We start from the raw sequence: 24,804 nt of genomic DNA on the forward strand, positions 1-24,804 counted from the left end.
TCAAAACCGCAATCCTGCCGGGGCGTTGCTTGCACCGAAATCGGGGAAACGGTATCTGCGTATTCTCTCATAAATGAAAGCGCCGGCAAAAAGACCGGCTTGGAGGAAACGAGGGGCCTTTGACGAAACCTGCCGTGGCCAAAGAAACGGGATTTCGCCATTTCGTGGCAGCGGCCGGCTATTCCTGGGCCGGCTTCCTGCGGGTCTTCAGGGAAGCGGCCTTCCGGCAGGAGATCGGTTTCTTTGCGGTGGCGCTGATCGTGCTTTTCTTCGTCGGTGCTGATGCCACGGAATTCGTCGTCACCACCGTGCTTTTCCTCGGGCTCTTTTCCGTGGAGGCGATGAATACGGCGGTCGAGGAAGTGATCGACCGGATTTCACCTGAGATTTCAATCGTCGGCAAACATGCCAAGGATCTCGGCTCTTTCGCCGTGACCTGCATGATCGCCGCCTGCAGCCTTTATCTCGGCTTCGTCATCATCAGGCATCTGTTCTTTTAAATTATGAGATGGACTAAGCGAAGCTGCGGCGCTTCTTGGCAACCGGCCGAGCCTGTTCCACAGCCGGGATGCTCTGCAGCACGCGCTTGGCGGGCAGGATGGCGATGACTTCGGTGCCCTCGCGCAGCCTGGATTTCAGGATGAACTGGCCGTCATGCTTGGCAAGGATCGCCTGAACGATCGGCAGGCCGAGTCCGGTGCCCTGTTCGGCGCTCTTGATGGCGATCGAGCCCTGGCCAAAGGCCGACAGCACGACCGGGATTTCGTCTTCGGGAATGCCGGGGCCGTTATCCCTGATGGAGATGTACTGGCCGCCGCCGGCCGTCCAGCCGACCTTGACGTTGATTTCTCCACCCTGAGGCGTGAATTTCACGGCATTGGAAAGAAGATTGAGCACGACCTGGCGCATGGATTTCTCATCCGCCCAGATCGCCGGAAGCTGGCGCTCGACCTGATCGTGGATGGTGATGTTCTTGGCGCGGGCGCGAAGTTGCACCATGCCGATGCAGTCCTCGGTAATGTCGAGCAGCGAGACCGCCTCTTCGCTGAGCTCGTATTTGCCGGCTTCGATGCGCGACAGGTCCAGGATTTCGTTGATGAGATCGAGTAGATGCTGGCCCGAGCGATGGATATCGCCGGCGTATTCCTTATAGGTCGGATTTGCGAGCGGCCCCATGACCTCCGCCGACATGACCTCGGAAAAGCCGAGGATGGCATTCAACGGCGTGCGCAGCTCATGCGACATGGAGGCGAGGAAGCGCGACTTGGCGAGGTTTGCCTCCTCGGCGCGGCGGCGCGCCTCGTCCGACATGGATTTGGCAACTTCCAGCTCGGCGATCAGATCATCCTTTTCCGACTGGAAGGAAAGGATCTTCAGGCTGAACTGGAAGAGCCGGTCGCTGATATAATTGAAGAAGACTACCGTCACGGTGAAGACACCGGCCAGGGAGAGTTCCAGAATATCCCGCGACAGGCCGCTTCTTGCGGCAAGCGCCACGACAGCGGGTGCAAAGCCGACGAGCACGGCGGGCGTCAGCATGAAATTCGACATGGTCGTGACCGACAGTGCGATCAACAGCGTAGCACCCTTATAGAGCGTGAAGCTCGAAGGTTCGCAGGCCGCGCAGTCCTGCAGGGCAAAGACCGCCCAGCAGCAGCCGATCAGGAACTGGCCCGCCAGCAAGAGGTTGCGCCAACGGCGCGCGGCTTCCGCGGTTATTTCCTTCGTCCTGGCGTGACGTGCCAGAAGAATATTGGCTGTATGGCAGGTCAGCGTCAACAACGCCCAGAAGAGCAGGCTCGCATCCTCGGCGAAATAGGTGCCGAGTGCTGCGACGATAATGACGAAAAGCGGCATGATCGCCGCGCCCTGCAGCACGGCAGTGACATACATCTGCAGCACATCACGATCGAAGGCAGAACTGGAGGCATGGCCGGACTGCAGGCGTTCGCGCGTCTGCCGTACGGCCTTGGAAACCGCCTTGTTGCGGTGGCCGCGCGATTTGTCGACAATAATCTTGTCGGTCGATGTGCTGACGCCGGTACTCATGTGCACGTTGAAATTTGTCCCGCAGATGAATAAGAGCTTAACCGGAAAGTCTTAAGAAGATGTTTGCCATCTTTGCCAAGGGTTTGTTTTTGAAGGAGGCAAAAGCGTGGCGCGGCTTCTTGTCTTGACCCGGGACGGTACAACCGCTCTGGCTTTTCTTGTTTTCGTTGCATTAATCGCGGCCAAGCTCAACGACAGGCCCGACATCCAGTATCAGGGCGCCTTCCATGCCGCCGATGGCGACAGCCTCGCTCTTGAGGGCGAGCGCATGCGGCTGAAGGGCATCGATGCACCGGAACTGTCGCAGACATGCGAGCGGGCAGGACAAGACTGGCCCTGCGGCAGACTTGCCCAGCGCAGTCTGCAGCAGCTGGTTTCTGACAACGGCACGCAATGCGGCGGAAGCGAGCGGGATCGTTACGACCGGCTTCTGGTCGTCTGCCGCAGCGACGCCGGCGATATCAATGCGCGCATGGTAGCCTCGGGCATGGCAGTTTCCTATGGCGGCTACCTGCGCGAGGAAGAGCAGGCGCGGGCGCAAAAGCTCGGGCTTTGGGCGGGTCGTTTTGAAATGCCGCGCGACGTCAGGGATCAGGCACGGCATGAAAGTTCCGGCCTGCGGCGGCTGATCGGCGAATGGACAGGATGGGAATGACTGATAGTGAGCCCGATGACGGGCTGGAGGCATTGCGGCAGGCCATCGCCGCCTGCCGGATCTGTCGCGACGCGCCGATCCGCGGCATTGACGATCGCCTGCCGCATGAGCCTCGGCCGGTTGCCGTTCTTTCGACGCGCGCCCGTGTGCTGATCGCGGGCCAGGCGCCGGGGCTTCGCGTCCATGAAAGCGGGCTGCCGTTCGACGACGCCTCCGGCGACCGGCTGCGGCAGTGGCTTCAGGTAGACCGGCCGGCCTTCTACGACCGGGATCGCTTTGCGATCGTACCGATGGGCTTCTGCTTTCCGGGTTACGACGCCAAGGGCAGCGACCTGCCGCCGCGACGGGAATGTGCGCCGGTCTGGCGTGGCCGCGTGCTTTCGGCCATGCCGCAGATCGAACTGGTGCTCGCCGTCGGCGGATATGCGCAGACCTCGCATATGGGATCGATGCGGCGTGAAAACATGACAGAGACGGTGCTGGCCTGGCGCGACAGCCTCACTCTTCCGGGCAGGCCCGCTGTTCTTCCGCTGCCGCATCCAAGTTGGCGCAATACCGGCTGGATCAAACGGCATCCGTGGTTCGAGGAAGAACTGCTTCCCGAGCTACGCCGGCGAATCAAAATGCTTGCCCTCTGAAACAAAATTCTTTTCGTCGGCCGGAATCGCGCTATACAGAGAAAATAATTCGAAAGGGACTTAGTTTCGCATGGATCGCCTCGACCGAAAGATACTGCGCCTGCTCCAGGAAGATTCGACGCTCGCCGTTGCCGACCTCGCCAAAAAGGTCGGGCTTTCGACGACGCCATGCTGGCGGCGTATCCAGAAAATGGAGGAAGACGGCGTCATCAAACGCCGGGTGGCGATCCTCGATCCGGAAAAGGTCAATACCAAGGTCACGGTCTTCGTGTCGATCCGCACCGCGACCCATTCCATCGAGTGGCTGCGCCGCTTCTCCGAGGTTGTGGCGGAATTCCCCGAAGTGGTCGAATTCTATCGCATGAGCGGCGATGTCGACTATCTGCTGCGCGTCGTCGTGCCCGACATCGCCGCCTATGACGCCTTCTACAAGCGGATGATCGCCAAGATCGAGATTCGGGATGTGTCTTCTGCCTTCGCGATGGAGCAGATCAAGTATTCGACGCAGCTGCCGCTCGACTACATGCTGATCGAAAACGCCAGGTCCAACGAGGACTGAGGCGGGCGCCTTTAATGAAGCGCGTTTAATTCAGGCAGGCGCGAGCGAATCGCGCCCGCTTTAACCAGGGGAGAAGCTCCTCTTGGAGACATATCTGCGCAGGCGAGCTGCAGAGACTCAGGAGTTCATCCGTGACTTCGAAGGGTGTTCGCGAAGAACCTGCATCTCGACGGCGAGCGCTAAACCTTTCCAAATTGTAATCTTACTGTCATGGAACTGTGCGAAGCCACCCGGGTCGTGAGTTGACGTCTGATTCGGGACTATGACCAGGGGATATCCGGATAATGTCCGTGCAGCGCAATATCGCGCGCTGCACCATTTTTTGTTCTTGGCCAAAACGTTAGGCCGATGACGACGCCAAGCGGGCCTTCAGGCGATCAAATGGTCGCGATCTACACCATTAGGTTCGATTTCAGGACACAATGTCCCAATCTCCGATCTTTATATAATCGTTAGCCGGCGCTACAGTTCTTTCGGTTCGCGAAGCGTTGAGCTTGCTCCGTATCGCGATGCTTGGGAGGATTATCCAACCGCTTGCGACAGCCAATGGTTGTCGCGGCGGTTTCTGCGCGTAAACTATTCAACTCATTGAATTTGTTGTATAAAAACCACGCCTTACGCAGAAAGAATGCTGTGTTTGCGGGTGAGAGCCGTTCACGAATTGCTACAGTCTGATGTCTGTGGGATGAACGTTCGGCGGTTCGATCGATCCGCACGCCGTGAGGCTGTTCAAACGGGTCGACTTTGGATCTTCGGAGACAGGGTAAAGCCCCGATCGACAAAGGAGTGGAATTTAACAATGAACATCAAGATGGTATTGCTCGCGTCGGCAGCAGCATTTGCTGCATCGACCCCGGTACTCGCAGCAGACGCAATCGTCGCTGCCGAGCCGGAACCGGTTGAGTACGTTCGCGTCTGCGACGCTTACGGCACCGGCTACTTCTACATCCCGGGCACGGAAACCTGCCTGAAGATCGAAGGCTACATCCGTTTCCAGGTTAACGTCGGCCCGAGCGCCGGTGGCGACAACGACTCGAGCTGGGATGCTGTAACCCGCGGTCAGGTTCAGTTCACGGCCAAGAGCGACACCGAGTACGGCCCGCTCACCGGCGTGATCGTTCTTCAGGCAAACGCCGACAACGCGTCCAGCCAGTCGACGATCCTCGACTCCGCTTACCTCGACGTCGCGGGCTTCCGCGCTGGTCTCTTCTACTCCTGGTGGGACGACGGTCTCTCCGGCGAAACGGACGACATCGGCTCCAACGTAACGCTGCATAACTCGCTCCGTTATCAGTACGAAACCGGCTCCTTCTATGCTGGCCTCAGCGTCGACGAACTTGAAGACGGCGTCTTCAAGGATGGCGAAGAGCCCAACAACGTCGGCGTTGCCTTCGGCATCGGCGGCACGGCTGGCGCCTTCAGCTACCAGGTCACCGGCGGCTACGACTTCGACAACGAAGACGGCGCTATCCGCGCTATGGGTACGGCTGAACTCGGCCCGGGCACGCTCGGCCTCGCTGCTGTCTACTCCAGCGGTCCGAACTCCTACTACTCGATCGCCGAATGGGCAGTTGCTGCCGAGTACGCCATCAAGGCTACCGACAAGCTGAAGATCACCCCCGGCGTTCAGTACTACGGCAACTACTTCGGCAGCGACTCTGCTGTTCCGGATGACTTCGACGGTCTCGGCGATGCCTGGAAGGTCGGTCTGACGGTCGACTACCAGATCGTCGACAACTTCTACGCCAAGGCTTCCGTCCAGTACCTGGATCCGGAAGATGGCGACGACGTAACCACCGGTTACTTCCGTCTGCAGCGCTCGTTCTAATTTGAACGACGGAACCCCCGGCCTCGTGCCGGGGGTCTCCCAACCCACGAGTTTCTGATCAGAATGACCTCCGATCAGTAACGAGGGACTGGTCCGGTTTTCCCTGCTGGGCCAGTCCTTTGCAGTTGAAAGCCGATATGAAACCCGAAGCGCCGCCACGCTTTGCCGGTTTCACCTTATCAGCAGCTTTTTTCAGAATTCTTCCCGACTCCGGGCATATATGTGCAACATGCGCCTTTTTCGTTGCGCGACTTCATCCTTCAAACCGCGCCGCCGATGGTTTTCTCCTTCGGATTGATGCCGCGACAGTATCGGTCCGAAAATTGGAATCGATTCTCGGAAAGCCTTATGCGCAGATCCAAAGAGTTAAAGGTCCTCCGCGCATCCGGATGGACGCGCGGCGCTCCGATGGGACTGCAATGTGACAGGTGAGGCGCTATGAGCCTTTTCAGAGGCTGGCATTCATCACTGCTCTCGGATAGATTTGCGAAATGGACGATCTTAACGACTACTTCTATTTTGCAGCCGTCGTCTCCAGCGGTGGCTTTGCTTCCGCAAGCCGAACCTTAAAAATTCCCCGATCCAAGCTGAGCAGACGCGTCAGCCGTCTGGAAGATTGCCTGGGGACGAGGCTGATCGAGCGTTCCACACGTCACTTCCGGGTGACGGAGATCGGCCAGGCCTTCTATGAGCAGTGCCAGACGATTCTGAGGGAGACCGATCGCGCCAAATCGATCGTCACGGAGGCCCAGTCCGATCCGCAGGGGATCGTGCGCATGGGGTGCCCGCTCGGCCTCATCGATATTTCGCTCGGGGCCGTGTTGCCGGAGTTCCTAGAGCGCTATCCCAAGATCAAACTGCAGATCATCGGCTCCGACCGGCGCACGGACCTCATCAACGAGCGCATCGATGTCGAAGTCCGCGCGGCGAGTGAGCCGGAAACTCAAACGAGCCTGACGATGCGCAAGCTCGACCGGGCGCGGCGCATCCTCGTCGCCAGCCCCTCGCTCGTCGAGCGCATGGGCGAACTCGGCTGTGTCGACGACCTCGGCAATGCGCCGACACTCGCCATGACCACATGGATGTCCTTTCATACCTGGGAGTTGGTCGGTCCTGATGGCGAGAAGAAGGTCGTGCGGCATCAGCCGCGACTCACTTGCCGCAGCATGACGGCTATCCTCGATGCCGCACGCGCTGGTGTGGGATACGGGCTCATCCTCGAGCATGCCTGCGCGCAGGATATACGGTCCGGCCGGCTGGTTCGTGTGCTGCCGGAGTGGCAGACGGTTGAGAGCCAGTTCTACCTGGTCTTCACGACCGCCAAAGGCATGCCGCCGGCGGTACGGGCGCTGATCGATTTCCTCGTCGAGAAGTCCAAGCAGAATCAGATCGTCGCGGCAGGGGCTGCGATCGCGGCAGAGTAAGGCTTTCTTTAGCCGAGTCGCGCCAGCAGCTTTTCGCTCGTCAGTTCCCTGACTGCATCCTTGCCGATCCAGCGAGCCGTCTTGTCAGTGCTTGAGGCGAGGCGTTCGGCAAGGGCGAGAGCAGGCTGGTGGCAGGTGTGGCTGCGCTTGCCGATGTTGCGGAGCGACCAGTTGACGGCCTTGCGGACGAAGTTTCTGTTATCGGTGGAATGCGCTTCGATCAGCGGCAGATAGGCAAGCAGGCTTTCATCCGGGTCCTTCTTCCGGTGGACCGCCGCACCGGCGATCATGGCGAAGGCGGTCCGTCTGACGAATTCTCTGGTATCGGCGGCAAAGTCCGGGATCAGCGCATCGAGATTAGCTTCAATGAAGAGGTCGGCGGCGCAGTCGACGATTTCCCAGGAGTTGAAGCCGTCGGCAAGTGTGCGGGCGTCGGCTTCCGTCAGGCTTTTCGGATCGAACGTGTAGAGCGCCAGCAACCGAGCTTCGCGGATGCCGCTTGCCCAGAGCGCCTTCGCTCTGATGTGATCCTTCTTTGCAAGCCGGGCGATCTTCTGCAGATCAGGATTGGAAATGCCGATGGCGGTTTCGGTGACGATGCCGAAACGCGCCATGCCGGCGATATTGTCTTCGGACCGCAGCGTCTGGAGATGGGCGATCAGTTCTGCTGCACTCGAAGATGGGAGATCATCGACAGTTCTTTGTCATCTTTCGAGACGGGCGAGCAGCGAGGACGTATCCCATCTGTTACCGCCGAGCGCCTGGACATCGCCGTAGAACTGATCGACGAGGGCCGTCAGCGGCAGCTTGGCGCCGTTGCTGCGGGCTTCCGCCAGCACGATGCCAAGATCCTTGCGCATCCAGTCGACGGCAAAGCCGAAATCATATTTGCCCTGGTTCATGGTCTTGTGGCGGTTTTCCATCTGCCAGGAACCGGCGGCACCCTTGGAGATGACATCGACCACCTTTTCGATATCGAGTCCCGCGCGCTTGCCGAAATGCACAGCCTCGGCAAGCCCTTGGACGATGCCCGCAATGCAGATCTGGTTCATCATCTTGGTCAGCTGGCCGGAGCCGGCCGGACCCATCAGGCCGACCATGCGGGCATAGGCGTCAATGACGGGTTTCGCCTTTTCGAAGGCGGCCTCATCGCCGCCGCACATGACGGTCAGTACGCCGTTTTCAGCACCCGCCTGGCCGCCGGAGACAGGAGCATCGATGAAGTCGATGCCCTTTGCCTTCGCAGCTTCATAAAGCTCACGAGCGACTTCGGCGCTGGCCGTGGTGTTGTCGATCAGCACCGAGCCAGGCTTCATGCTCTTGAGCACGCCATTCTCTCCTGAGCTCACCTGGCGGAGATCGTCGTCATTGCCGACGCAGACGAAGACGAAATCGCAGCCCTCGGCGGCTTCCGCCGGGGTAGGGGCGGATTTGCCGGAAAATTTTTCCACCCAGGCGGCGGCCTTTTCGGCGGTGCGATTATAGACGGTGACATCGTGGCCGCCCTTTGTCTTCAGATGCCCCGCCATCGGGAAACCCATGACGCCGAGACCGATGAAAGCGACTTTCGCCATATGCTGTCCTCCATAACCGCTTGCAAACTGGGTCAGAGAATTAGCGGAAACAGGGGGCGGCGAAAAGCCACGAGGGCAGGTTAGACAGCTCCCTTTGGAACAAAATTTCTCGGATTCCAGCAAAGCGGGTCGGGAAAGTTTCAGATATTGCGAATATGATGAATTTAATTGTCGATCTAATTTATAGACTAAATCATCATCGATCTCGTTGAACGCGCCATGAAAACGTACCGGCCAGCGCAGCAGGAGCGGGGGCTTGCAAGAAAAGGGGATAGAGATGATCACACGTCGACAAACGCTGGGACTTTTCGGAGCCGCCGCGGCCACGGCGATTCTGCCGTCGATCAAGCCGGCACGCGCTGCGGCAACCGAGCTCCGCATCGGCTGGCAGAAGAACGGCGTGCTCGCGCTCGCCAAGAGCCGCGGCGCCTTGGAAAAGCGGCTTGCCGATCAGCGGATCACGGTGAGCTGGTCGGAATTTACCTCCGGCCCGCCGCTGCTGGAGGCGCTTGGCGCCGGTGCGCTCGATTTCGGTGCGACTGGCGATGTGCCGCCGCTCTTTGCGCAGGCGGCAGGGCGCGCGCTCTATTATGTCGGAGTCTACAGGGGCAGCCCGGCAGGCTCCGCCATTCTGGTGCGCAAAGATTCGCCGATCAAGACGCTCGAAGATCTGAAGGGCAAGAAGGTCGTCTTCAAGCGCGGCTCCAGCGCCCATAACGTAACGGTCAAAGCCCTGCGCAAGGCGGGGCTGAAACCTGACGATGTGCAGCAGGTCGATCTGGCGCCGCCGGATGCGGCGGCGGCTTTCAAGAATGGCAGCATCGATGCCTGGTCGATCTGGGATCCTTATCTGGCCATCGCGGAAGCCGATCCCGATACGCGCGTTCTGACGACGGCGGAAGGGATCGTCGACTCCTACAGTTTCTTCCTCGCCAACAAGGATTTTACCGACGCTAATGGTACGGTCATCGTCAATGTGCTGGATGAACTCCGCAATGTCGGCCGCTCGGCGCAGGACAATCTCGACGCGACGGTCAAGGAGCTTTCGGCAATAACAGGCGTTCCCGCCGAGGTGACGCGGGTGACGCTGCAGCGCCCCGGCGCCGATCTTGGCAGCGTGACGACTGTGACGGACGCGGCGGCCGCCTATCAGCAGGCGCTGGCCGACGAGTTCTACAATCTCGGTATCGTGCCGAAGAAGCTGACCACCGGCGATATCGTCTGGCGTCCAAAGGCGAGCTAATCCCACAGCTTAGGGTGTGCACTGGGGCAGGGTCTTGCGACCGCGGCATGGGAGCATACCCATGCCGCGGAACCGGGCAAAATTATTCTCCAGACCGAGTTAGAATAGCAAATTGATATTGTCGATCTAATTTGTCGTCTATGTCAGTATCTCCGCATGATCAGGCGCGCCAGTTCGCGACATTGGTTTGCAATGGGGAACGGCCGAAAGCCACCAGAACGGAGAAGAGATTTATGTTCACACGCAGACAGACGCTCGGCCTTTTCGGTGCTGCGGCCGCCACCGCCATCCTGCCGCAGGTGCGCTCCGCAAAGGCTGCGGCCACGACGCTTCGCATCGGCTGGCAGAAATTCGGCGTGCTGCCGCTCGCCAAGGCCTCGGGCGCGCTGGAAAAGCGGCTTGAGGCCAAAGGCGTCAAAGTCGAGTGGAACGAATTCACGTCAGGCCCGCCGCTGCTCGAAGCCGTCGGTGCCGGTGCACTCGATTTCGGCGTCTCCGGCGATGTGCCGCCGCTCTTCGCCCAGGCTGCCGGCGGCGATCTTCTTTATGTCGGCGCCTATCGCGGGCCGGCCGCCTTCCACGGGCTGCTCGTTCAGAAGGATTCGCCGATCCAGAAACTCGAGGATCTGAAGGGTAAGAAAATCGCCTATAAGCGTGGCTCCAGCGCTCATAATTTTGCGCTCAAGGTGATCGCCAAGGCCGGGCTTTCTCTCTCCGATATTACCGAAGTCGATCTGCCGCCGCCGGATGCGGGTGCCGCTTTCAAGACCGGCAGCATCGATGCGTGGGCGATCTGGGACCCGTTCTTTGCGGTGGCCGAAGCCGATCCGCAGACGCGGGTGCTGACGACCTCGGAGGGCCTGCTCGACAATTGGGGCTATTTCCTCGGCAACGGCACCTTTACCAACGCCAACCCGGAAGCGATCGTCGATGTGATCGATGAGCTCGCCAAGGTCGGCGCGGCCGCGCAGGCCAACCTCGACGACACGGTGAAGGCGCTCGCCCAGATCACCGGCGTTCCCGTCGGTATCACTCGCGTCACGCTCACCCGCAGCCAGGCCGACCTTGGCAAGGTTTCGCTGGTTCCGGATGCCGCGCTCGCCTACCAGCAGGCGCTCGCCGACGATTTCTACAAGCTCAAGATCGTGCCGAAGCAGCTTAAGGTCAGCGATATCGTCTGGCACCCGAAGGCGAGCTAACAGCCGCCGGGCGAGCTAACAGCCGCCGGGCGAGCCAATCAGGCCATCCCGCCGATTTCAGACAATTATAAGAAAGGAACGCGCTCATGACTGCTTCATCCGACCCGATCAATTTCCTCTGGTTCATCCCGACATCCGGCGACGGCACCTATCTCGGCTCCACCGATCTCAACCGCGCCCCCGAAATCGGCTATCTGACGCAGATCGCCCAGGCGGTCGACCGTCTCGGTTATTCCGGCGTGCTGCTGCCCACCGGCGTCGCCTGCGAAGAATCCTTCGTGATGGCGTCGGCGCTGGCGGCCAGGACCGAGAAGCTGCAGTTCCTGGTGGCGATCCGCCCCGGCACGGCATCTCCGGCCTATTATGCGCGCCTTGCCACCACTCTCGACCGCATTTCCAACGGCCGTCTGCTTCTCAATATCGTGGTCGGCGGCAGTCCCGCCGAGCTTGCCGGCGACGGCATCCATCTGGAGCATGACGAGCGCTACGCCCATGCCGACGAGTTTTTCCATGTCTTCGAAGAGCTGCTCGAAAAGGGTGTGGCGAGTTATGACGGCAAGTATATCAAGGCGACCGAAGCCCGTCTCGGCTTCCCCTCGGTGCAGACGCCGCGCCCGCCGCTCTATTTCGGCGGCTCGTCCGATGCCGGCATCGATTTCGCCGTCGGCCGTGTCGACAAGTACCTGACCTGGGGCGAGCCGCCGGCACAGGTTGCCGAAAAGGTGCAGAAGGTGCGCGCCGCCGCCGCCGGCAAGGGCCGTGACGTGTCCTTCGGCATTCGCCTGCACTTCATCGTGCGCGAGACGGACGATGAAGCATGGGAAGCGGCTGACCGCCTCATCCGCCATCTCGATGACGAGACGATCGCCGAGGCGCAGGAGCGCTTCGTCAAGGAATCCGACTCCGTCGGCCAGAAGCGCATGGCAGCACTACACGGCGGCCGCCGCGACAAGCTCGAAGTCTCGCCGAACCTCTGGGCGGGTATCGGCCTGGTGCGTGCCGGTGCGGGCACCGCGCTCGTCGGCTCGCCGAAGACGGTTGCCGCGCGCCTTCGCGAATATCAGGAAGTCGGTATCGATACGGTCATCGGCTCCGGTTATCCGCATCTGGAAGAGGCCTATCGCGTTGCCGAGTTGCTCTTCCCGGAACTCGGTATCGAGAGGGACGAACAGCGCCTCAGCTTCAACAACGAGTTCGGTCGCAGGAAGGTTTTTGCCGGCGGCAGCCATGGCGGCAATCTGAAGGTCGTTTCCGGCTCCTGATCGGGGCCGGTTTTCTAACGCAATTCCGAACAAGAGGCTCCGCACAGTTTCCGGGAGTTGCTCTGAAGCAAAGCGCGAGGAACATATCCATGTCGACTTTCGATACGCCGTTTGCGCGGGCTGCCGCCGGCACTGAAAAGATCGGTGCAAACGGGGACAGGGCGGGCTTGCGCCTGCCGCTGCCCGGCCGCGACAAGCTGTTGCCCTATCTGGTGCCGGTTGCGATCGTCGCACTCTGGCAGCTCGGATGTTCCGCCGGCTGGATCTCCTCGCGCATCATGCCGTCGCCAGCCGATGTCGCTGCCGCCTTCTGGACGACGACGATCTCGGGACAGCTGCCTCAAGACGTGCTGGTCAGCGCCGCACGCGCCTTTGCCGGGCTTCTCGTCGGCGGCTCCATCGGCTTCCTGCTCGGCATCGCCAATGGCGTCTCGAAGCTCTCGGAAGAGTTGACGGATACGGTGCTGCAGATGCTGCGCACCATTCCGCATTTGGCAATGATCCCGCTCGTCATTCTCTGGTTCGGGATCGGCGAGGAATCGAAACTCTTCCTCACCTCGCTCGGCGTTCTCTTTCCCGTCTATCTCAACACCTATCACGGTGTGCGCAATGTCGACCGCGACCTGATCGAAATGGGCAAGGTCTATGGCATGAGCGGCTGGACCTTGTTCCGCAAGGTGATTTTCCCCGGCGCGCTGCCATCGATCTTCGTCGGCCTGCGTTATGCGCTCGGCATCATGTGGCTGACACTGATTGTCTCGGAATCGATCGCCGCCTCCTCCGGCATCGGCCATATGGCCAACAATGCCCGCGAATTCATGATGACCGATGTGGTGGTGTTGTCGCTCGTCATCTATGCCGTGCTCGGCAAGCTCGCCGATGTCATCGCCCGCGCGCTGGAGCGCCAGACGCTCAAGTGGAACCCGGTCTACGCGAAATAGGATAGATATCATGACCGTCATCACGCATGAGCGTTTCCACCCTGTCAAAGCGGCTGAGTACATTGAGCATCGGCCGACCACAGCCGGCGAGGGCGCCGCGGCCATTACTCTTTCCGGCCTCGAAAAGAGCTTCGGCGTCAATCGGGTTCTGCGCGGTATCAACCTACATATTCCGGCCGGCCAGTTCGTCGCCGTCATCGGCAAAAGCGGTTGTGGCAAGAGCACGCTTTTGCGCATCCTGATGGGCCTCGACGAGCCAACGGCGGGCGAACTGCGGTTCGAAGGTGCAGATGGCAGCGAAACCGAGTCCAATGCCCGCATCGTCTTTCAGGAGCCGCGCCTTCTGCCCTGGCTCACCGTCGCTGACAATGTCGCGGTTGGCCTCGGAGAAGGTATCGAAAAGAAGCTGGCGCTCGAAGAAGCGAAGGCCGTTCTCGGCGAGGTGCAGCTTGCCGAAAAGGCCGGCGAATGGCCGGCGCGTCTTTCCGGCGGCCAACGGCAGCGCGTGGCGCTGGCCCGCGCCCTCGTCAGCAAACCCGGCATTCTGGCGCTCGACGAGCCGCTCGGCGCGCTCGATGCCCTGACCCGCATCAGCATGCAGCAATTGCTGAACCGCGTTTGGCGCGAACTTGGCTGCACTACCGTGCTCGTCACCCACGATGTCAGCGAGGCGGTGCATCTCGCCGACCGGGTGATCGTGCTGGAGGAGGGGCGTATCGCACTCGACCTTCCCATTCCCCATCCGCATCCGCGCCGGCACGGCAATCCGGCGCTGGCGGAACTGGAGGGCCGGCTGCTTTCGGCAATCCTCGGCGGCGACGGCGGTCACTAGGCCGAGGCCGCTTCTCCCTCAGAAAACGCTTGATCTTCGTAGGTCGATCGTCCTAAATACGAACTAGGACAATTGCCCTAGACGCGACGAGGTGTTGATGAGTGCTGAGGCTACCCGCCAGCAGATTGTGCAGGCTGCAGACCGGCTCTTTTACGAGCACGGGTTCGAGGCGACATCATTTGCGCATATCGCGGCCGCCGTCGGCCTGTCGCGGGGTAATTTCTACTATCATTTCAAAACCAAGGACGAGATCCTTGATGCGGTGATCGCCCTGCGGATGGCTAATACGCAGGCCATGCTAAATCTCTGGGAGACCGAGGACGAGGCGCCTGCTGACCGTATCCGCAGCTTTTTCAATATCCTCATCATGAACCGCGCCAAGATCATGGCCTATGGCTGCCCGGTCGGCACGCTTTGCAACGAGCTTGCAAAACTCGATCATGCCGCCAAGGCCGATGCGGCAGAGCTCTTCACGCTCTTTCGCAATTGGCTGACGCGACAGTTTGCTGCGCTTGGCAGGAAAGCAGATGCCGATGCGCTTTCGATGCATGTGCTGATGCGAAGCCAGGGTGTCGCGTCGCTTGCTACGGCCTTTCACGACGAGAATTTCATACGCCGCGAGGTCGAAGACATGAGCGTCTGGCTGGAGGCGCAAATTACCGGTGGCGCACGCGCCGCCTGATCTTTTTTTTATCATCACACAATCCGAGGGATATTCAGATGTTTATCATCACACTCAAATTCGCCGATAAGAGCAAAGCACCGCAGCACATGGAAGGCCATAATGCCTGGATCAAGCGCGGTTTCGATGATGGTGTTTTTCAGCTGGCGGGCAGTCTTCAGCCGAATGCAGGCGGTGCCATTCTTGCCCACGGCATTGCGCGCGAGGAGCTTGAAATGCGTGTGAATGACGACCCTTTCGTTGCCGAAGGTGTCGTCAGCGCTGAAATCCTGGAGATCGCTCCAGGCCGTGTCGATGAGCGGCTTGCCTTTCTGAGGGCCTAATCTGCCCGTCGCTTAGGTCTACGGCCGAAACTCTTCGGGCAGGTTTTCCTTATAGGGATAGAACTTGAAATAGGGCAGCGCCTCCTTTAGTGCGCGGGCGAAGGAGGGGCGTTCCAGCAAGCGCCTGTAATAGGCTTCGAGGCCCGGCCGTTTTTCCGTAAAGGGCACCAGCGTTCTCGCATAGAAGAGCGCGGGAGCGGCAGCGCAGTCGGCCATGGTGAAGGCGTCGCCGGTGATCCAGGCTTTGCCGTCGATCTGCTTCTCCACCATGTCATAGGCAAGCGACAGCATCCCGCGAGCTTCATTGACGCCGTACGGATCGGCCGAGCCTTCCGGCCGTATCCGGTCTATGACGATCTTTTGCATCGGCACCTGCACATAGAGATCGAAGAAACGATCCCAGAGGCGGACCTGAAGGGCGGCATTGGTTTCCTCGGGCACGAGCGGCACCGGCCCAGGATAGTGCCTATCAAGATATTCGACGATGATGCTGGTTTCAGGAACCGTGCTGTCGCGCGTCTCGTCGCGCAGGATGGGAATCTTGCCGACCGGCCAGAAGCGCAGGAGATCGGCGCTCGACTGTTCGTCGGCGAGATCGACGAAGCGGTTTTCGAAGGGCGTCCCGCTCTCGTAGAGCGCGATCAGCACCTTGTGGCAGAACGAAGCAAGCGGATGCTGGTAGAGAACGAGCGCCATGCGATGACCTTTCGTGCTGAACGAACGCCGCGTGCGGGTTGCACGCGCTAAGGACGCTCTATAATTAGCAGTACGAAAGACAAATGCCAGATGGGGCGTTCAGCCGTTATACCGCGCCGTCACCAGATGGCCGGGGCTCGGGTGGCCTTCCTGCATGCGCACGTTGATCTCCATGATCTCGATCAGCTCGAAGCCTGTAGCAGCCAGCCGCTCGCGGATATAGGTCTCGGTGTGGATGAAGCGCTGGTGCGGACCGACCATATAGGGGCGGCCGTCCGCCAGTTTTTCGGGCAGGGTTTCCGAGGAAAAGATAAAGATGCCGCCGGCATTCATGTTTTCGGCAGCCCCGAAGAAGAGCGGCTCCAGCGCGCCGAGATAGGGAAGCACGTCGGTCGCAGTGATTAGATCGAAGGGCTCTTCATCATTGTCGTCGAGGAAATCCTCGACCTCGGCGACGAAGAGCGTCTCATAGACTTCCTTCTCATCGGCGATGACGACCATGTTTTCCGAGATGTCGATGCCGATCATCTCTTCGCAGAGGTCATTGAGCGCGCTGCCGGTGAGTCCCGTGCCGCAGCCGAGATCGAGCATGCGCTTGAAGGGACCGAGTTTCAGATCCTGCAGGCGCTGGCGCACGAGCATCGGCACGTGGTAGCCGAGCTGCTCCACCAGCACATCCTCGAAGACTTCGGCGTGCTGATCGAAGAGGGTTTCGACATAGGCGTCCGGCGCGCGAACAGGCGTCTCGCCGCGGCCCATAGAGGCAATACGAACGGCCGCGCCGCCGTGGTCGTCGGGATCGATTGCCAGGACGTCCTGATAGGCCTCGACGGCCGCGTCGATATCGCCGGCTTTTTCAAGCGCGAGAGCGCGGTTATAGGCTTCCGCGAGAGCCTCTTCATCGATCTTCTTTTTGTTCATGCGGGCGTTTTAGAGCCCACAGCTTACCATCGCAACTGCAATTTCAGTGCAATATGAATTCGCCCTTAAGGGAGCGCCACTCCGTTGCCGAAATGAGCCTGCGATGAATGTAACGCACCGAATGCAGCGGCCCGTCCAGTTTCTCCTGCCAGAACTTCAGGAACCCGCGCATTTCCGGAAAGTCCGGAGCGAGGTCGTAGTCCTGCCAGATATAGGTCTGGAGCAAGGCCGGATGATCCGGCATGCGATAGAGGATCTGGGCGGTCGTCAGCCCGTAACCCTGAAGCTGCTTTTCCATGTCCTTGTGCATTGTGTCTCGCTTCTTCTCGTTCCCACTCCGCGCTTATTAGCGCTACATGATATGAGATCATGCAGTGGTTAACGGAAGCTTTACAGTTACTACAACAAAGAGCTATTCAATTTAATTTCAATGGCTTGGCAGCGACACCGGGTGAGTGCTGCCAATCGCTCAGCGCTTCAGATGGCGCGTGAGGCGGCGCTCGATCCAGTTCCAGAGATGGCGCAGCGCCTCTACGATGGCGAGGTAGAAGATCGCCGCCCAAAGGTAGGTCTGGTAATCGAACGTGCGCGAGAAGGCGTAGCGCGTCTCGCCCATCAGATCGAGGACGGTGATGATGGCGACGACCGCCGAGCCCTTGATGAGCAGGATGATCTCGTTGCCGTAGGGGCGCAGCGCCACGATGAAGGCTTGCGGCAGGATGATCTTGCGGAAGGCGATGACCTTGTGGATGCCGAGGGCCGCAGCGGCTTCATGCTGGCCGTACGGAACGCTTGCGATCGCGCCACGCAGGATTTCCGCCTGATATGCCGCGGTATTGATGGTCATGGCAAAGAGGCCGCAATACCAGGCATCGCGGAAGAACCACCAGAGACCGACGGCTTCCATCTGCGGCCGGAACACGCCGAGGCCGTAATAGACAAGGAAGAGCTGGGCAAGCAGCGGCGTTCCACGGAAGAAGTAGATGTACCCGTAGGCAAGCCAATTTAGCGCTCTGTATTTCGACAGGCGCGCCATGGCAAGCGGCAGCGAGAGGACGGCGCCGCAGATGACGGAGATGAAGACGAGGCTCAGGGTGATCCAGAGGCCATGCAGGTAACGCGGCCCGTAATGAGTGAATTTGTCCGGATCCCAACCCGCGACGACGGTGAAGATCAGCAGCGCTGCCAGGAGCGCCCAGAAGGCGACGAGCAGGTAGCCGATCAGCCGTGATGCCGTCACCGGCTTTGCCACCGTGCGGGGTGCCGGCTGCGGCGGGATGAGCGTCTCGGCATAACTCATCGGCGGACCTCCGAACGCCTGGCCCAACGATCGATATGGGCGAGGACGAAGGAGGAGAGGATCGCGAGCGCCAGATAGAGACAGCAGGCGATGCCGTAGAAAAAGAATGGTTCCTTGGTGACGCGCACGGCGACGTTCGTCTGGCGCAGGATATCGGCGAGGCTGATGATCGAAACGTAAGACGTGTCCTTCAGCAGCACCATCCAGAGATTCATCAGGCCAGGGAGCGCGATGCGCACGAGCTGCGGCAGGACGATGAGGCGCAGCGTGCGGCCCCAGTGCAGGCCGAGTGAGTCTCCCGCCTCATATTGCCCCTTGGGAATGGCGCGGAAAGCCGAGAGCAGCACTTCGGAGCAATAGGCGGAAAATACGACCGAGAGCGCAATCACGCCGGCAAGGAAGGCGTTGATTTCGACCGGCGGGCCGTTGTAGCCGGCGAGATCCAGCAGATACTGGATGAGGATCTGCATGCCGTAATAGATGATGAAGAGCGTGAGAAGCTCCGGCAGGCCGCGGAAGATCGTGGTGTAGACGCCGGCGGCAAGCCGCAGCGACTTTTCTTCCGACTGCTGGCCGAGCGCCACGAGGAAACCGATAACGAGGCCGATCGGCAGGGTGACGACCGCCACCGATACGGTGACCTGGAGGCCGAGTGCAATCTCGTCGCCCCAGCCGGTGTCGCCACAGGCAAGAATCGTCGACTGACCAAACCAGGTGAAGAGGCCGACGGGTCCGCAGAGCGGATCGAAAATGTGCACAAGCAGGCTCCAGAAGGAGCCGAGCGCGGAAAACAATCCGCCCATGCCAGAATTCCCCTCACGGCTTTTGCCGTTTTGATCTTGCCACCTTTGTCAAACAAAAATGGCGGAAGAGCAAGCCTTCCGCCATTTCCTTCATCGGCCAGATAGCGAATTTATCATTCGCCGTAAACGTCGAAATCGAAGTACTTGTCCTGGATCTTCTTGTACTCGCCGCTGGCGCGGATCGCGGCGATCGCAGTGTTCAGCTTTTCCTTCAGCGGGTCGCCCTTGCGGATGGCGATACCGGCGCCGTTGCCGTTAATCTCCTTGTCGACCGGCAGAGTCGTCAGGATCTTGCAGCAGGAGCCGGCGTCGGACTTGACCCATTCGGAGAGAACGACGACGTCGTCGATGACAGCATCGACACGGCCGCTGGAAACGTCGAGCTTGTACTCATCAGCCGTCGGGTAGAGCTTCAGCTCGGTGTCGGCGAGATGCTTCTCGGCGTAGTTGGCATGCGTCGTGGAGGTCTGCGCGCCGATCACCTTTCCCTTGAGGCCGGCAACATCGGTGATCTTGGAGTCCTTCGGCACGGCGATGGCCGGCGGGGTGTTGTAGTACTTGTTGGAGAAGTCGACCAACTTCAGGCGCTCCGGCGTGATCGACATGGAAGAGACGATCATGTCGAACTTCTTTGCGTTGAGCGCCGGAATGATGCCGTCCCAGTCGGTGCTTACGAAGGAGCATTCGGCCTTCATTTCGGCACAGAGCGCCTTGGCGATATCGATGTCGAAGCCCTGTATGGTGCCACTGGCGTCAACGAATTCGAATGGCGGGTAGGTCGAGTCCGTGCCGATCACGTATTTTTCACCATCGGCAAGAGCCGCGCCGGCAAAGAGAGACATTGCTGCGAGCGAGGCTGCAGCAAGGAGCTTGGTGGAAATGCGCATGAGGATCCTCTCTGTTGGTGGCTCCGGGTCTTTTTGTTGTTCGCCGGCCGCCGGATACTTAGACGGTGCCACCACCGTCTTGCGGCGATAATCAAACCTTTTTTTGCAAAATTGCAACAGGAATCCCGCCCGCTATTGTGCGGTGCAACCGGGAGCCGGGATGGCGGCGGGTATGAACCAAGGCCGAATGCCGCGTTCAGGCGAGGTTAATGCGGGTCTTCCTAGCTTCCGGAACAAATCGGCATTTTGGCGATTGTGGGTTCGCACAATGCATAAAAAGCCGTGTTTGCGGGGCAGTGAGCTCCGGTCGAAGTCAGAATAAGGACGAGGAAACCCCCGATGGGCATGAAATCCAGATTGTTTGCCAGTGCGGCTTTTCCGCTGCTTTCCCTTGCCTTCGCGGTGCCGCCGGCAGGCGCTTACGCCGCGGCCGGCGGAACGCAGCATGGCGCTGCAGGCGCCGTCGCCGAAGGCAGCTACCAGGTGGCGCAGGACGCACCTTCGGAAGAGGAACTTCTGAAAAAGAAGAGGAAGCAGGCAGAAGAGGGCCAACAGCAGCAGGAGGCACCAGCCGAAAAGCCGCAGCGGCGCGAAGCACCTGCCGAGGCCGCTCCGGAACCCGAACAGAAGCCGAAGCGCCAGCGCGAACCCGAACCTCAGGCCGCTCCGGAAGCCCAGGCACCGGCCGCTGAAGAGCCCGCCCGGCCGCGCCGCCAGCGTGAAGCCCAGCCCGAGCAGGCGGCACCAGACCAGCAGGCGCCTGCTACTGAGGAGCCACAGCGTCCGCGCCGCCAGCGTCAGGCGCAGCCCGAGGCTGCGCCGCAAGCCGAGCAGCCTAAGGCCGAACAGCCCCAGGCAGCGGAACCGCAGGCCGAGCAGCCGAAGCGCCAACGCGACCGTAAGCAGAATGCCGAGCAGGCAGTGCCTGAGGCTCAGCAGCCGACAGGTGAGGCCCCGGCTGCCGGCGAGGCTACTCAACCCGCTGAAAAGCCGCGCCAGCGCCCGCAGCGCCAGAAACCTGAAACGACGGAACAGCCCGCCGAGCAGAGCACGGAACAGCCGGCAGAGCAGCAGGGCGGCAAGCGTCCGGCCGGCGGCAAACGGCCCGCAGCCACCGAGCAGCAGGCCGCGCCATCTGGCGAGGCGCCACTACGGGCAGAGAAGCCCGCAACGGCCGAACAGCCGGCAACCGAGAAGCCCGTTCCGACGGAGAAGCCCGCAACGGCTGAAAAGCCCGCGGCCGGAGAGCCTGTGCCCGCGCAAAAGCCTGCCGCCGAGCAGCCCGCAGCCGGTCAGCCGCAGCCCGAACAGCCCGCCGCCATCGTGCCGCAGTCCGGTGAACAGCCGGCAGCCGGTGCGCCGCAGCAGGCCGAACAGGCGATCCCCGCACCTGAACAGGTTACGCCCCAGGAACTGGAGCGCCGCAAGCAGATCGCCCAGGATCCGGCCAAGAGCAACGAGACGATCGTCCTGCCTGTCGAAAACGGTGCTGCCGTCCTCGACAGCGACAAGGATGCCGATCGCAGCCAGGGCAGGCAGAGTCGTCGCGACCGCGACCGCCAGCGCGCCGACAGCCAGGATTTCAAGCTGCCGACGTCGGATGCCGAGGCCCAGTCGTTCACCAGCCAACAGCGTGCGCCGGTGCAGATCGAAGCCGTTACGCGCGAAGAAGGCCGGCGTCTCGACAGCCGTCCGCAGTTCGCCGAGCCGGATGGCGTGCGCTACGGCGAACGCACGGACGACAGCCGCGTCATCATCCAGTTCGGCGGCCGCACCATCGTTCGCAGCGATGACGACCGCCGGTTCCTGCGCGATGGCGAACGGCCGACCTATGAGGAACTTTCGAACGACCGCTACCGCGAAACGATCATCAGGCCCGAAGGCTATCGCATCGTGACGATCCGCAACCGCTACGGCGACATCATCCAGCGCTCCCGCGTCGATGCGCGCGGGCGGGAGACGGTGCTCTATTACTCGCCCGAACTCTATGAGGATCCGGATCGCGACTACTTCGAGGATCCGGGCGCGGACCTGCCGCCGATGCGCCTGCGCGTGCCGCTGAATGAGTACATCATCGACACCAGCACCGATCCGGACCGTGACTATTACGAGTTCCTGAGCGAGCCGCCTGTCGAGCCGGTCGAACGCGTCTATTCGTTGAACGAGGTGAAATATTCGGCCCGTATCCGCGACAAGGTGCGCCGTATCGACCTGGACACTGTGACCTTTGCGACCGGCAGCGCGGAAATTCCGATGAGCCAGGCCCGTACGCTGCGCAAGGTGGCCGATGCGATCAACGAAGTGCTCGACAAGGACAAGAGCGAGACCTTCCTGATCGAGGGCCACACCGATGCCGTCGGCTCCGACCAGAGCAACCTGATCCTTTCGGACCAGCGCGCCGAATCGGTCGCCAACGTGCTGACGGATGTCTATGGCATTTTGCCGGAGAACCTCGCGACGCAGGGTTATGGCGAGCGCTATCTGAAGGTGAATACGGACGGGCCGAACCAGGAGAACCGACGCGTGACCATTAGGCGTGTGACCGCGCTGGTGCGGCCGGTGGCGCACAACAGGTAAGAGGGCGTCGGAGTATTATGAGGAGGGCGAGGTCGCGAGGCCTCGCCTTTTTTGTTTTTGGATTCGACGGGGCGGCGTCTTCCCCTTCTCCCCATCGGGGAGAGCGACTGTCTCTGCTGTCAAGCGTTTTGAGAAGGCGGAGCAAGCCCAACCGTCCGCGCCACAAAATCGGCAATTGCGACGGTGTCATCCAAATCAAATACGGCGAGCCCACCAGCATCCTCCACCACGTGGTCTGCCGCAATCGCCACAATATGCGGGTCCTCCGGCGCCAGTGGATCGCGCCTGGCTGCCTCCAATCGCCGCGCCTCGATCTTCGGGATCGGCTCACGCTTGTAGCCTTCGATCAGCACGAGATCGCAGGGCGCGAGCCGCGCCAGTATCTCCTCGAAGCTCGGTTCCGGCTCTCCGCGCAGCTCATGCATGATCGCATAGCGCGTGCCTGACACGATCGTCACCTCATGCGCTCCGGCCTGCCGGTGGCGGTAGCTGTCAGCGCCGACCTTGTCGATGTCGAAATCGTGGTGGGCGTGTTTGACGGTGGAAATGCGGTAGCCGCGGCGGGTAAACTCCTCGACGAGGCGAACCGCGAGCCCAGTCTTGCCGGAATTCTTCCAGCCGGCGATGCCGAAGATTTTCTGTGTCATCCGCCTTCTTTCATCCGCCGATGTTGTTCATGCACGAAGGGCCTCCAGCCAGCGTTCGGCCTCCATTAAATCATCAGGCGTGTTGATGTTGAAGAAGGGATCGAGAACGCTGGCGCGGGTCGGATGCAGCGGGAAGGCCACTTCCGTAACGTCATGACGCGAGAGGAAGTCACGAACACGGCGCTTCTCGTCGATCCTGACCCATTCTTCCAGGTCGCCGGCGAGCGCCGTCGGCCAGAGACCGAAGACCGGATGGCTGCGGCCCTGCGAGGCGGCGATGGCGATCTGTTCGGGGCGGCTTACAGCACCCGCAAGCCGGCTAACGAGATCGGTGGGAAAGAAGGGGCAATCGACGGAGACGGTGACGACATGGGTGGCGTGCAGGCCGGCGCCATAGATCATGGCTGCATGAATGCCGGCCATCGGCCCCGCCTTGCCAGGAATGCGGTCGGGGACGATAGGCAAGTCGTGCACATCGGCCGCGTCGGCATTGACGGCGATCTCAGCCGTCTGCGGCGAGAGGCGGGACAGGACATGATCGAGCAGGCTGCAGCCGCCGAGCGTGACGCCTGTCTTGTCGCGGCCCATACGCGACGAGCGCCCGCCCGCCAGTACGATGCCTGGAATGGTCGATGGGTCGAGCACGAAGTCGGTCATGGCGATACCTCGGACTATCACACGGGCGAACGCTTACACGGGTGAACGGGGCGCCGATTCCTGCGCGACCGGCGGCACGTGACGCTTGGCCTCACGATAGAACGTATAGAGGCCGGAGGCGATAACGATGGCTGCTCCGACGAGCGTCCAGAAATCAGGCACTTCGGCAAAGAAGAAGAAGCCGAGCAGGGAGGAGAAGATCAGGCTCGTATAGCGGAAGGGCGCCACGAAGGAGATCTCGCCGGTGCGCATGGCGAGGATGACCGACTGGTAGCCGACGAGTACCAGCACCGAAGCAAGCAGCAGATGCGTGAGCGAAGTGGTGCCTACCGGCTGCCAGCCGCCGAGGAAGGGGATCATCAGCGCGCCGAAAATTGCAACCGAAATTGCCGTCACCGTCGTGATCATCAGCGAGGGAATGTCCTTGCTGATGCCGCGGGTGGCGAGATCGCGCCCGGCGGTGGAGGCGACACTGGCGACACAGAGCAGGGCGGCGGCGGTAAAGCCTTCCGGACCGGGGCGGATGATGATCATCACGCCGGCAAGGCCGACAAGGATCGCCATCCAGCGCCGCCAGCCAACCGGCTCCTTGAAGAAGAGTGCTGCGCCGAAGGTGACGACCAGCGGCAGGGATTGCAGGATTGCCGAAGCATTGGCGATCGGCATCATGCCAAGGGCGGTAATGTAAGTGACGGCGGCGATGATCTCGCAGGCGATGCGCAGAGCGATGACAGGCTTGAGCATGACGCGCCAGGACCGCAGCGCGCCGAATTTCCAGGCGATCAGATAGACGAGGATGCTGGTGAAGAGGCCGCGCAGAAACATGATCTCGCCGGCATTCATGTCGGCTATGACGGATTTGGAGAGTGCGTCGCTTGCGGAAAAGCCCGCCATCGCCATGCTCATATAGATGGCGCCTTCGGTATTGCGTGATCGCGGCATGCTGGAGATTCCCTTACCTTACAAGCCCTTTTAGAAGGGAAAGGCCGGAAAGAGTATCGACGGAATGTCACATCCAAGGATAATTCGATGCTGCAATGCGCCACAACCTGCCGTTAGGTAAAGCAAATCCTTGTGCAGCTGCGGCAAATATTAGAAATATAAGGA

The 24,804-nt window shown here is 60.8% G+C and carries 27 protein-coding genes; 15 read left to right on the top strand and 12 right to left on the bottom strand.

From position 1 onward, the window contains the following. The first annotated feature begins 119 nt into the window (after positions 1–119). Positions 120–500 (top strand): diacylglycerol kinase, encoded by a 381-nt coding sequence (locus JNB85_RS27620; protein ID WP_220337602.1) that lies wholly within the window; start codon positions 120–122, stop codon positions 498–500. Between the two features lie 13 nt (positions 501–513). Here the strand turns inward: JNB85_RS27620 and JNB85_RS27625 are convergent, their stop codons facing one another. After that, positions 514–2,049 carry a sensor histidine kinase gene (locus tag JNB85_RS27625; RefSeq protein WP_220337685.1) on the bottom strand — a complete coding sequence of 512 codons (1,536 nt, stop codon included), beginning with the start codon at positions 2,047–2,049 and terminating at the stop codon, positions 514–516. Between the two features lie 106 nt (positions 2,050–2,155). Here JNB85_RS27625 and JNB85_RS27630 point away from each other — a divergent pair, with 106 nt between their 5' ends. The 6 genes from JNB85_RS27630 (at position 2,156) to JNB85_RS27655 (ending at position 7,153) form a co-directional block, all read left to right on the top strand. Beyond that, a complete protein-coding gene (locus tag JNB85_RS27630; RefSeq protein WP_220337603.1) occupies positions 2,156–2,704 on the top strand; it encodes a thermonuclease family protein in 549 nt (182 codons plus the stop codon). Further along, positions 2,701–3,342: a uracil-DNA glycosylase family protein gene (locus tag JNB85_RS27635; protein WP_220337604.1), complete on the top strand. Its 642-nt coding sequence runs from the start codon at positions 2,701–2,703 to the stop codon at positions 3,340–3,342. The genes JNB85_RS27630 and JNB85_RS27635 overlap by 4 nt, the downstream gene beginning before the upstream one ends. 70 nt (positions 3,343–3,412) lie before the next feature. Further along, a complete protein-coding gene (locus JNB85_RS27640) occupies positions 3,413–3,901 on the top strand; it encodes an Lrp/AsnC family transcriptional regulator (protein ID WP_220337605.1) in 489 nt (162 codons plus the stop codon). 799 nt (positions 3,902–4,700) lie between these two features. Beyond that, positions 4,701–5,729 carry a porin gene (locus tag JNB85_RS27645; RefSeq protein ID WP_220337606.1) on the top strand — a complete coding sequence of 343 codons (1,029 nt, stop codon included), beginning with the start codon at positions 4,701–4,703 and terminating at the stop codon, positions 5,727–5,729. A gap of 137 nt (positions 5,730–5,866) precedes the next feature. Further along, positions 5,867–6,154 carry a hypothetical protein gene (locus JNB85_RS27650; RefSeq protein ID WP_220337607.1) on the top strand — a complete coding sequence of 96 codons (288 nt, stop codon included), beginning with the start codon at positions 5,867–5,869 and terminating at the stop codon, positions 6,152–6,154. Between the two features lie 66 nt (positions 6,155–6,220). Beyond that, a complete protein-coding gene (locus tag JNB85_RS27655) occupies positions 6,221–7,153 on the top strand; it encodes a LysR substrate-binding domain-containing protein (RefSeq protein WP_220337608.1) in 933 nt (310 codons plus the stop codon). Between the two features lie 8 nt (positions 7,154–7,161). Here JNB85_RS27655 and JNB85_RS27660 read toward each other — a convergent pair whose 3' ends face one another. After that, on the bottom strand, positions 7,162–7,815 hold the full coding sequence (locus JNB85_RS27660) for a DNA alkylation repair protein (RefSeq protein ID WP_220337686.1): 654 nt from the start codon (positions 7,813–7,815) through the stop codon (positions 7,162–7,164). A gap of 42 nt (positions 7,816–7,857) precedes the next feature. Beyond that, a complete protein-coding gene (locus JNB85_RS27665; RefSeq protein WP_220337609.1) occupies positions 7,858–8,727 on the bottom strand; it encodes an NAD(P)-dependent oxidoreductase in 870 nt (289 codons plus the stop codon). Positions 8,728–9,004: 277 nt separating this feature from the next. Here JNB85_RS27665 and JNB85_RS27670 point away from each other — a divergent pair, with 277 nt between their 5' ends. The 7 genes from JNB85_RS27670 to JNB85_RS27700 all read left to right on the top strand — a co-directional run bounded on the left by JNB85_RS27670 (position 9,005) and on the right by JNB85_RS27700 (position 15,209). Then, positions 9,005–9,970, top strand: coding sequence for an aliphatic sulfonate ABC transporter substrate-binding protein (locus JNB85_RS27670; RefSeq protein ID WP_220337610.1), 966 nt, complete (start codon positions 9,005–9,007; stop codon positions 9,968–9,970). Between the two features lie 233 nt (positions 9,971–10,203). Then, entirely contained in the window at positions 10,204–11,169 is a 966-nt protein-coding gene (locus tag JNB85_RS27675; RefSeq protein WP_220337611.1) for an aliphatic sulfonate ABC transporter substrate-binding protein, read from the top strand. 86 nt (positions 11,170–11,255) lie between these two features. Beyond that, a complete protein-coding gene (ssuD, locus tag JNB85_RS27680; RefSeq protein WP_220337612.1) occupies positions 11,256–12,431 on the top strand; it encodes an FMNH2-dependent alkanesulfonate monooxygenase in 1,176 nt (391 codons plus the stop codon). Positions 12,432–12,520: 89 nt separating this feature from the next. Then, on the top strand, positions 12,521–13,372 hold the full coding sequence (gene ssuC, locus JNB85_RS27685; RefSeq protein ID WP_220337613.1) for an aliphatic sulfonate ABC transporter permease SsuC: 852 nt from the start codon (positions 12,521–12,523) through the stop codon (positions 13,370–13,372). Positions 13,373–13,382: 10 nt separating this feature from the next. Continuing rightward, the gene (locus tag JNB85_RS27690) at positions 13,383–14,204 is read left to right on the top strand and encodes an ABC transporter ATP-binding protein (RefSeq protein ID WP_220337614.1); all 822 of its coding nucleotides are present in this window, start codon (positions 13,383–13,385) and stop codon (positions 14,202–14,204) included. A 97-nt stretch (positions 14,205–14,301) separates the two neighbouring features. Continuing rightward, positions 14,302–14,886 carry a TetR/AcrR family transcriptional regulator gene (locus JNB85_RS27695; RefSeq protein WP_220337615.1) on the top strand — a complete coding sequence of 195 codons (585 nt, stop codon included), beginning with the start codon at positions 14,302–14,304 and terminating at the stop codon, positions 14,884–14,886. A 38-nt stretch (positions 14,887–14,924) separates the two neighbouring features. Continuing rightward, positions 14,925–15,209, top strand: a complete 285-nt coding sequence (locus JNB85_RS27700) for a YciI family protein (protein WP_220337616.1) — start codon at positions 14,925–14,927, stop codon at positions 15,207–15,209. A gap of 18 nt (positions 15,210–15,227) precedes the next feature. Here the strand turns inward: JNB85_RS27700 and JNB85_RS27705 are convergent, their stop codons facing one another. The 6 genes from JNB85_RS27705 to JNB85_RS27730 all read right to left on the bottom strand — a co-directional run bounded on the left by JNB85_RS27705 (position 15,228) and on the right by JNB85_RS27730 (position 19,816). Continuing rightward, positions 15,228–15,905 (bottom strand): glutathione S-transferase family protein, encoded by a 678-nt coding sequence (locus JNB85_RS27705; protein WP_220337617.1) that lies wholly within the window; start codon positions 15,903–15,905, stop codon positions 15,228–15,230. 99 nt (positions 15,906–16,004) lie between these two features. Beyond that, a complete protein-coding gene (locus JNB85_RS27710) occupies positions 16,005–16,826 on the bottom strand; it encodes a class I SAM-dependent methyltransferase (protein ID WP_183746543.1) in 822 nt (273 codons plus the stop codon). A gap of 43 nt (positions 16,827–16,869) precedes the next feature. Continuing rightward, entirely contained in the window at positions 16,870–17,136 is a 267-nt protein-coding gene (locus JNB85_RS27715) for an usg protein (RefSeq protein ID WP_183830578.1), read from the bottom strand. A gap of 159 nt (positions 17,137–17,295) precedes the next feature. Beyond that, a complete protein-coding gene (locus tag JNB85_RS27720) occupies positions 17,296–18,126 on the bottom strand; it encodes an ABC transporter permease (protein WP_220337618.1) in 831 nt (276 codons plus the stop codon). Beyond that, positions 18,123–18,929, bottom strand: a complete 807-nt coding sequence (locus tag JNB85_RS27725) for an ABC transporter permease (RefSeq protein ID WP_220337619.1) — start codon at positions 18,927–18,929, stop codon at positions 18,123–18,125. Before JNB85_RS27725 ends, JNB85_RS27720 begins: the two co-directional genes overlap by 4 nt. Before the next feature lie 113 nt (positions 18,930–19,042). Continuing rightward, positions 19,043–19,816 carry a transporter substrate-binding domain-containing protein gene (locus JNB85_RS27730; RefSeq protein WP_132651739.1) on the bottom strand — a complete coding sequence of 258 codons (774 nt, stop codon included), beginning with the start codon at positions 19,814–19,816 and terminating at the stop codon, positions 19,043–19,045. A gap of 339 nt (positions 19,817–20,155) precedes the next feature. Between JNB85_RS27730 and JNB85_RS27735 the strand changes: the two genes are divergently transcribed. Further along, on the top strand, positions 20,156–22,393 hold the full coding sequence (locus JNB85_RS27735) for an OmpA family protein (RefSeq protein WP_220337620.1): 2,238 nt from the start codon (positions 20,156–20,158) through the stop codon (positions 22,391–22,393). A gap of 119 nt (positions 22,394–22,512) precedes the next feature. Here the strand turns inward: JNB85_RS27735 and mobB are convergent, their stop codons facing one another. Genes mobB through JNB85_RS27750 form a run of 3 tightly spaced genes read right to left on the bottom strand, consistent with a single transcriptional unit; the run spans position 22,513 to position 24,639 of the window. Then, entirely contained in the window at positions 22,513–23,040 is a 528-nt protein-coding gene (gene mobB / locus JNB85_RS27740) for a molybdopterin-guanine dinucleotide biosynthesis protein B (RefSeq protein ID WP_220337621.1), read from the bottom strand. Positions 23,041–23,067: 27 nt separating this feature from the next. Beyond that, positions 23,068–23,697, bottom strand: a complete 630-nt coding sequence (gene mobA / locus JNB85_RS27745; protein WP_220337622.1) for a molybdenum cofactor guanylyltransferase MobA — start codon at positions 23,695–23,697, stop codon at positions 23,068–23,070. A 33-nt stretch (positions 23,698–23,730) separates the two neighbouring features. Beyond that, positions 23,731–24,639: a DMT family transporter gene (locus JNB85_RS27750; protein WP_220337623.1), complete on the bottom strand. Its 909-nt coding sequence runs from the start codon at positions 24,637–24,639 to the stop codon at positions 23,731–23,733. Positions 24,640–24,804 lie beyond the last annotated feature (165 nt).

Source organism: Rhizobium mesosinicum, from assembly GCF_019511345.1.
GTDB lineage: Bacteria > Pseudomonadota > Alphaproteobacteria > Rhizobiales > Rhizobiaceae > Rhizobium > Rhizobium mesosinicum.

Bases quoted from the DNA above. Each gene is read 5' to 3' on its own strand.
- JNB85_RS27640 (WP_220337605.1), top strand. From the start codon at position 3,413: ATGGATCGCCTCGACCGAAAGATACTGCGCCTGCTCCAGGAAGATTCG.
- JNB85_RS27715 (WP_183830578.1), bottom strand. From the start codon at position 17,136: ATGCACAAGGACATGGAAAAGCAGCTTCAGGGTTACGGGCTGACGACC.
- JNB85_RS27675 (WP_220337611.1), top strand. From the start codon at position 10,204: ATGTTCACACGCAGACAGACGCTCGGCCTTTTCGGTGCTGCGGCCGCC.
- ssuD (WP_220337612.1), top strand. From the start codon at position 11,256: ATGACTGCTTCATCCGACCCGATCAATTTCCTCTGGTTCATCCCGACA.
- JNB85_RS27725 (WP_220337619.1), bottom strand. From the start codon at position 18,929: ATGGGCGGATTGTTTTCCGCGCTCGGCTCCTTCTGGAGCCTGCTTGTG.
- JNB85_RS27695 (WP_220337615.1), top strand. From the start codon at position 14,302: ATGAGTGCTGAGGCTACCCGCCAGCAGATTGTGCAGGCTGCAGACCGG.
- JNB85_RS27625 (WP_220337685.1), bottom strand. From the start codon at position 2,049: ATGAGTACCGGCGTCAGCACATCGACCGACAAGATTATTGTCGACAAA.
- JNB85_RS27670 (WP_220337610.1), top strand. From the start codon at position 9,005: ATGATCACACGTCGACAAACGCTGGGACTTTTCGGAGCCGCCGCGGCC.
- JNB85_RS27750 (WP_220337623.1), bottom strand. From the start codon at position 24,639: ATGCCGCGATCACGCAATACCGAAGGCGCCATCTATATGAGCATGGCG.
- JNB85_RS27690 (WP_220337614.1), top strand. From the start codon at position 13,383: ATGACCGTCATCACGCATGAGCGTTTCCACCCTGTCAAAGCGGCTGAG.
- JNB85_RS27635 (WP_220337604.1), top strand. From the start codon at position 2,701: ATGACTGATAGTGAGCCCGATGACGGGCTGGAGGCATTGCGGCAGGCC.
- JNB85_RS27720 (WP_220337618.1), bottom strand. From the start codon at position 18,126: ATGAGTTATGCCGAGACGCTCATCCCGCCGCAGCCGGCACCCCGCACG.
- JNB85_RS27665 (WP_220337609.1), bottom strand. From the start codon at position 8,727: ATGGCGAAAGTCGCTTTCATCGGTCTCGGCGTCATGGGTTTCCCGATG.
- JNB85_RS27650 (WP_220337607.1), top strand. From the start codon at position 5,867: ATGAAACCCGAAGCGCCGCCACGCTTTGCCGGTTTCACCTTATCAGCA.
- ssuC (WP_220337613.1), top strand. From the start codon at position 12,521: ATGTCGACTTTCGATACGCCGTTTGCGCGGGCTGCCGCCGGCACTGAA.
- mobB (WP_220337621.1), bottom strand. From the start codon at position 23,040: ATGACACAGAAAATCTTCGGCATCGCCGGCTGGAAGAATTCCGGCAAG.
- JNB85_RS27645 (WP_220337606.1), top strand. From the start codon at position 4,701: ATGAACATCAAGATGGTATTGCTCGCGTCGGCAGCAGCATTTGCTGCA.
- JNB85_RS27730 (WP_132651739.1), bottom strand. From the start codon at position 19,816: ATGCGCATTTCCACCAAGCTCCTTGCTGCAGCCTCGCTCGCAGCAATG.
- JNB85_RS27710 (WP_183746543.1), bottom strand. From the start codon at position 16,826: ATGAACAAAAAGAAGATCGATGAAGAGGCTCTCGCGGAAGCCTATAAC.
- JNB85_RS27655 (WP_220337608.1), top strand. From the start codon at position 6,221: ATGGACGATCTTAACGACTACTTCTATTTTGCAGCCGTCGTCTCCAGC.
- JNB85_RS27735 (WP_220337620.1), top strand. From the start codon at position 20,156: ATGGGCATGAAATCCAGATTGTTTGCCAGTGCGGCTTTTCCGCTGCTT.
- JNB85_RS27700 (WP_220337616.1), top strand. From the start codon at position 14,925: ATGTTTATCATCACACTCAAATTCGCCGATAAGAGCAAAGCACCGCAG.
- JNB85_RS27705 (WP_220337617.1), bottom strand. From the start codon at position 15,905: ATGGCGCTCGTTCTCTACCAGCATCCGCTTGCTTCGTTCTGCCACAAG.
- mobA (WP_220337622.1), bottom strand. From the start codon at position 23,697: ATGACCGACTTCGTGCTCGACCCATCGACCATTCCAGGCATCGTACTG.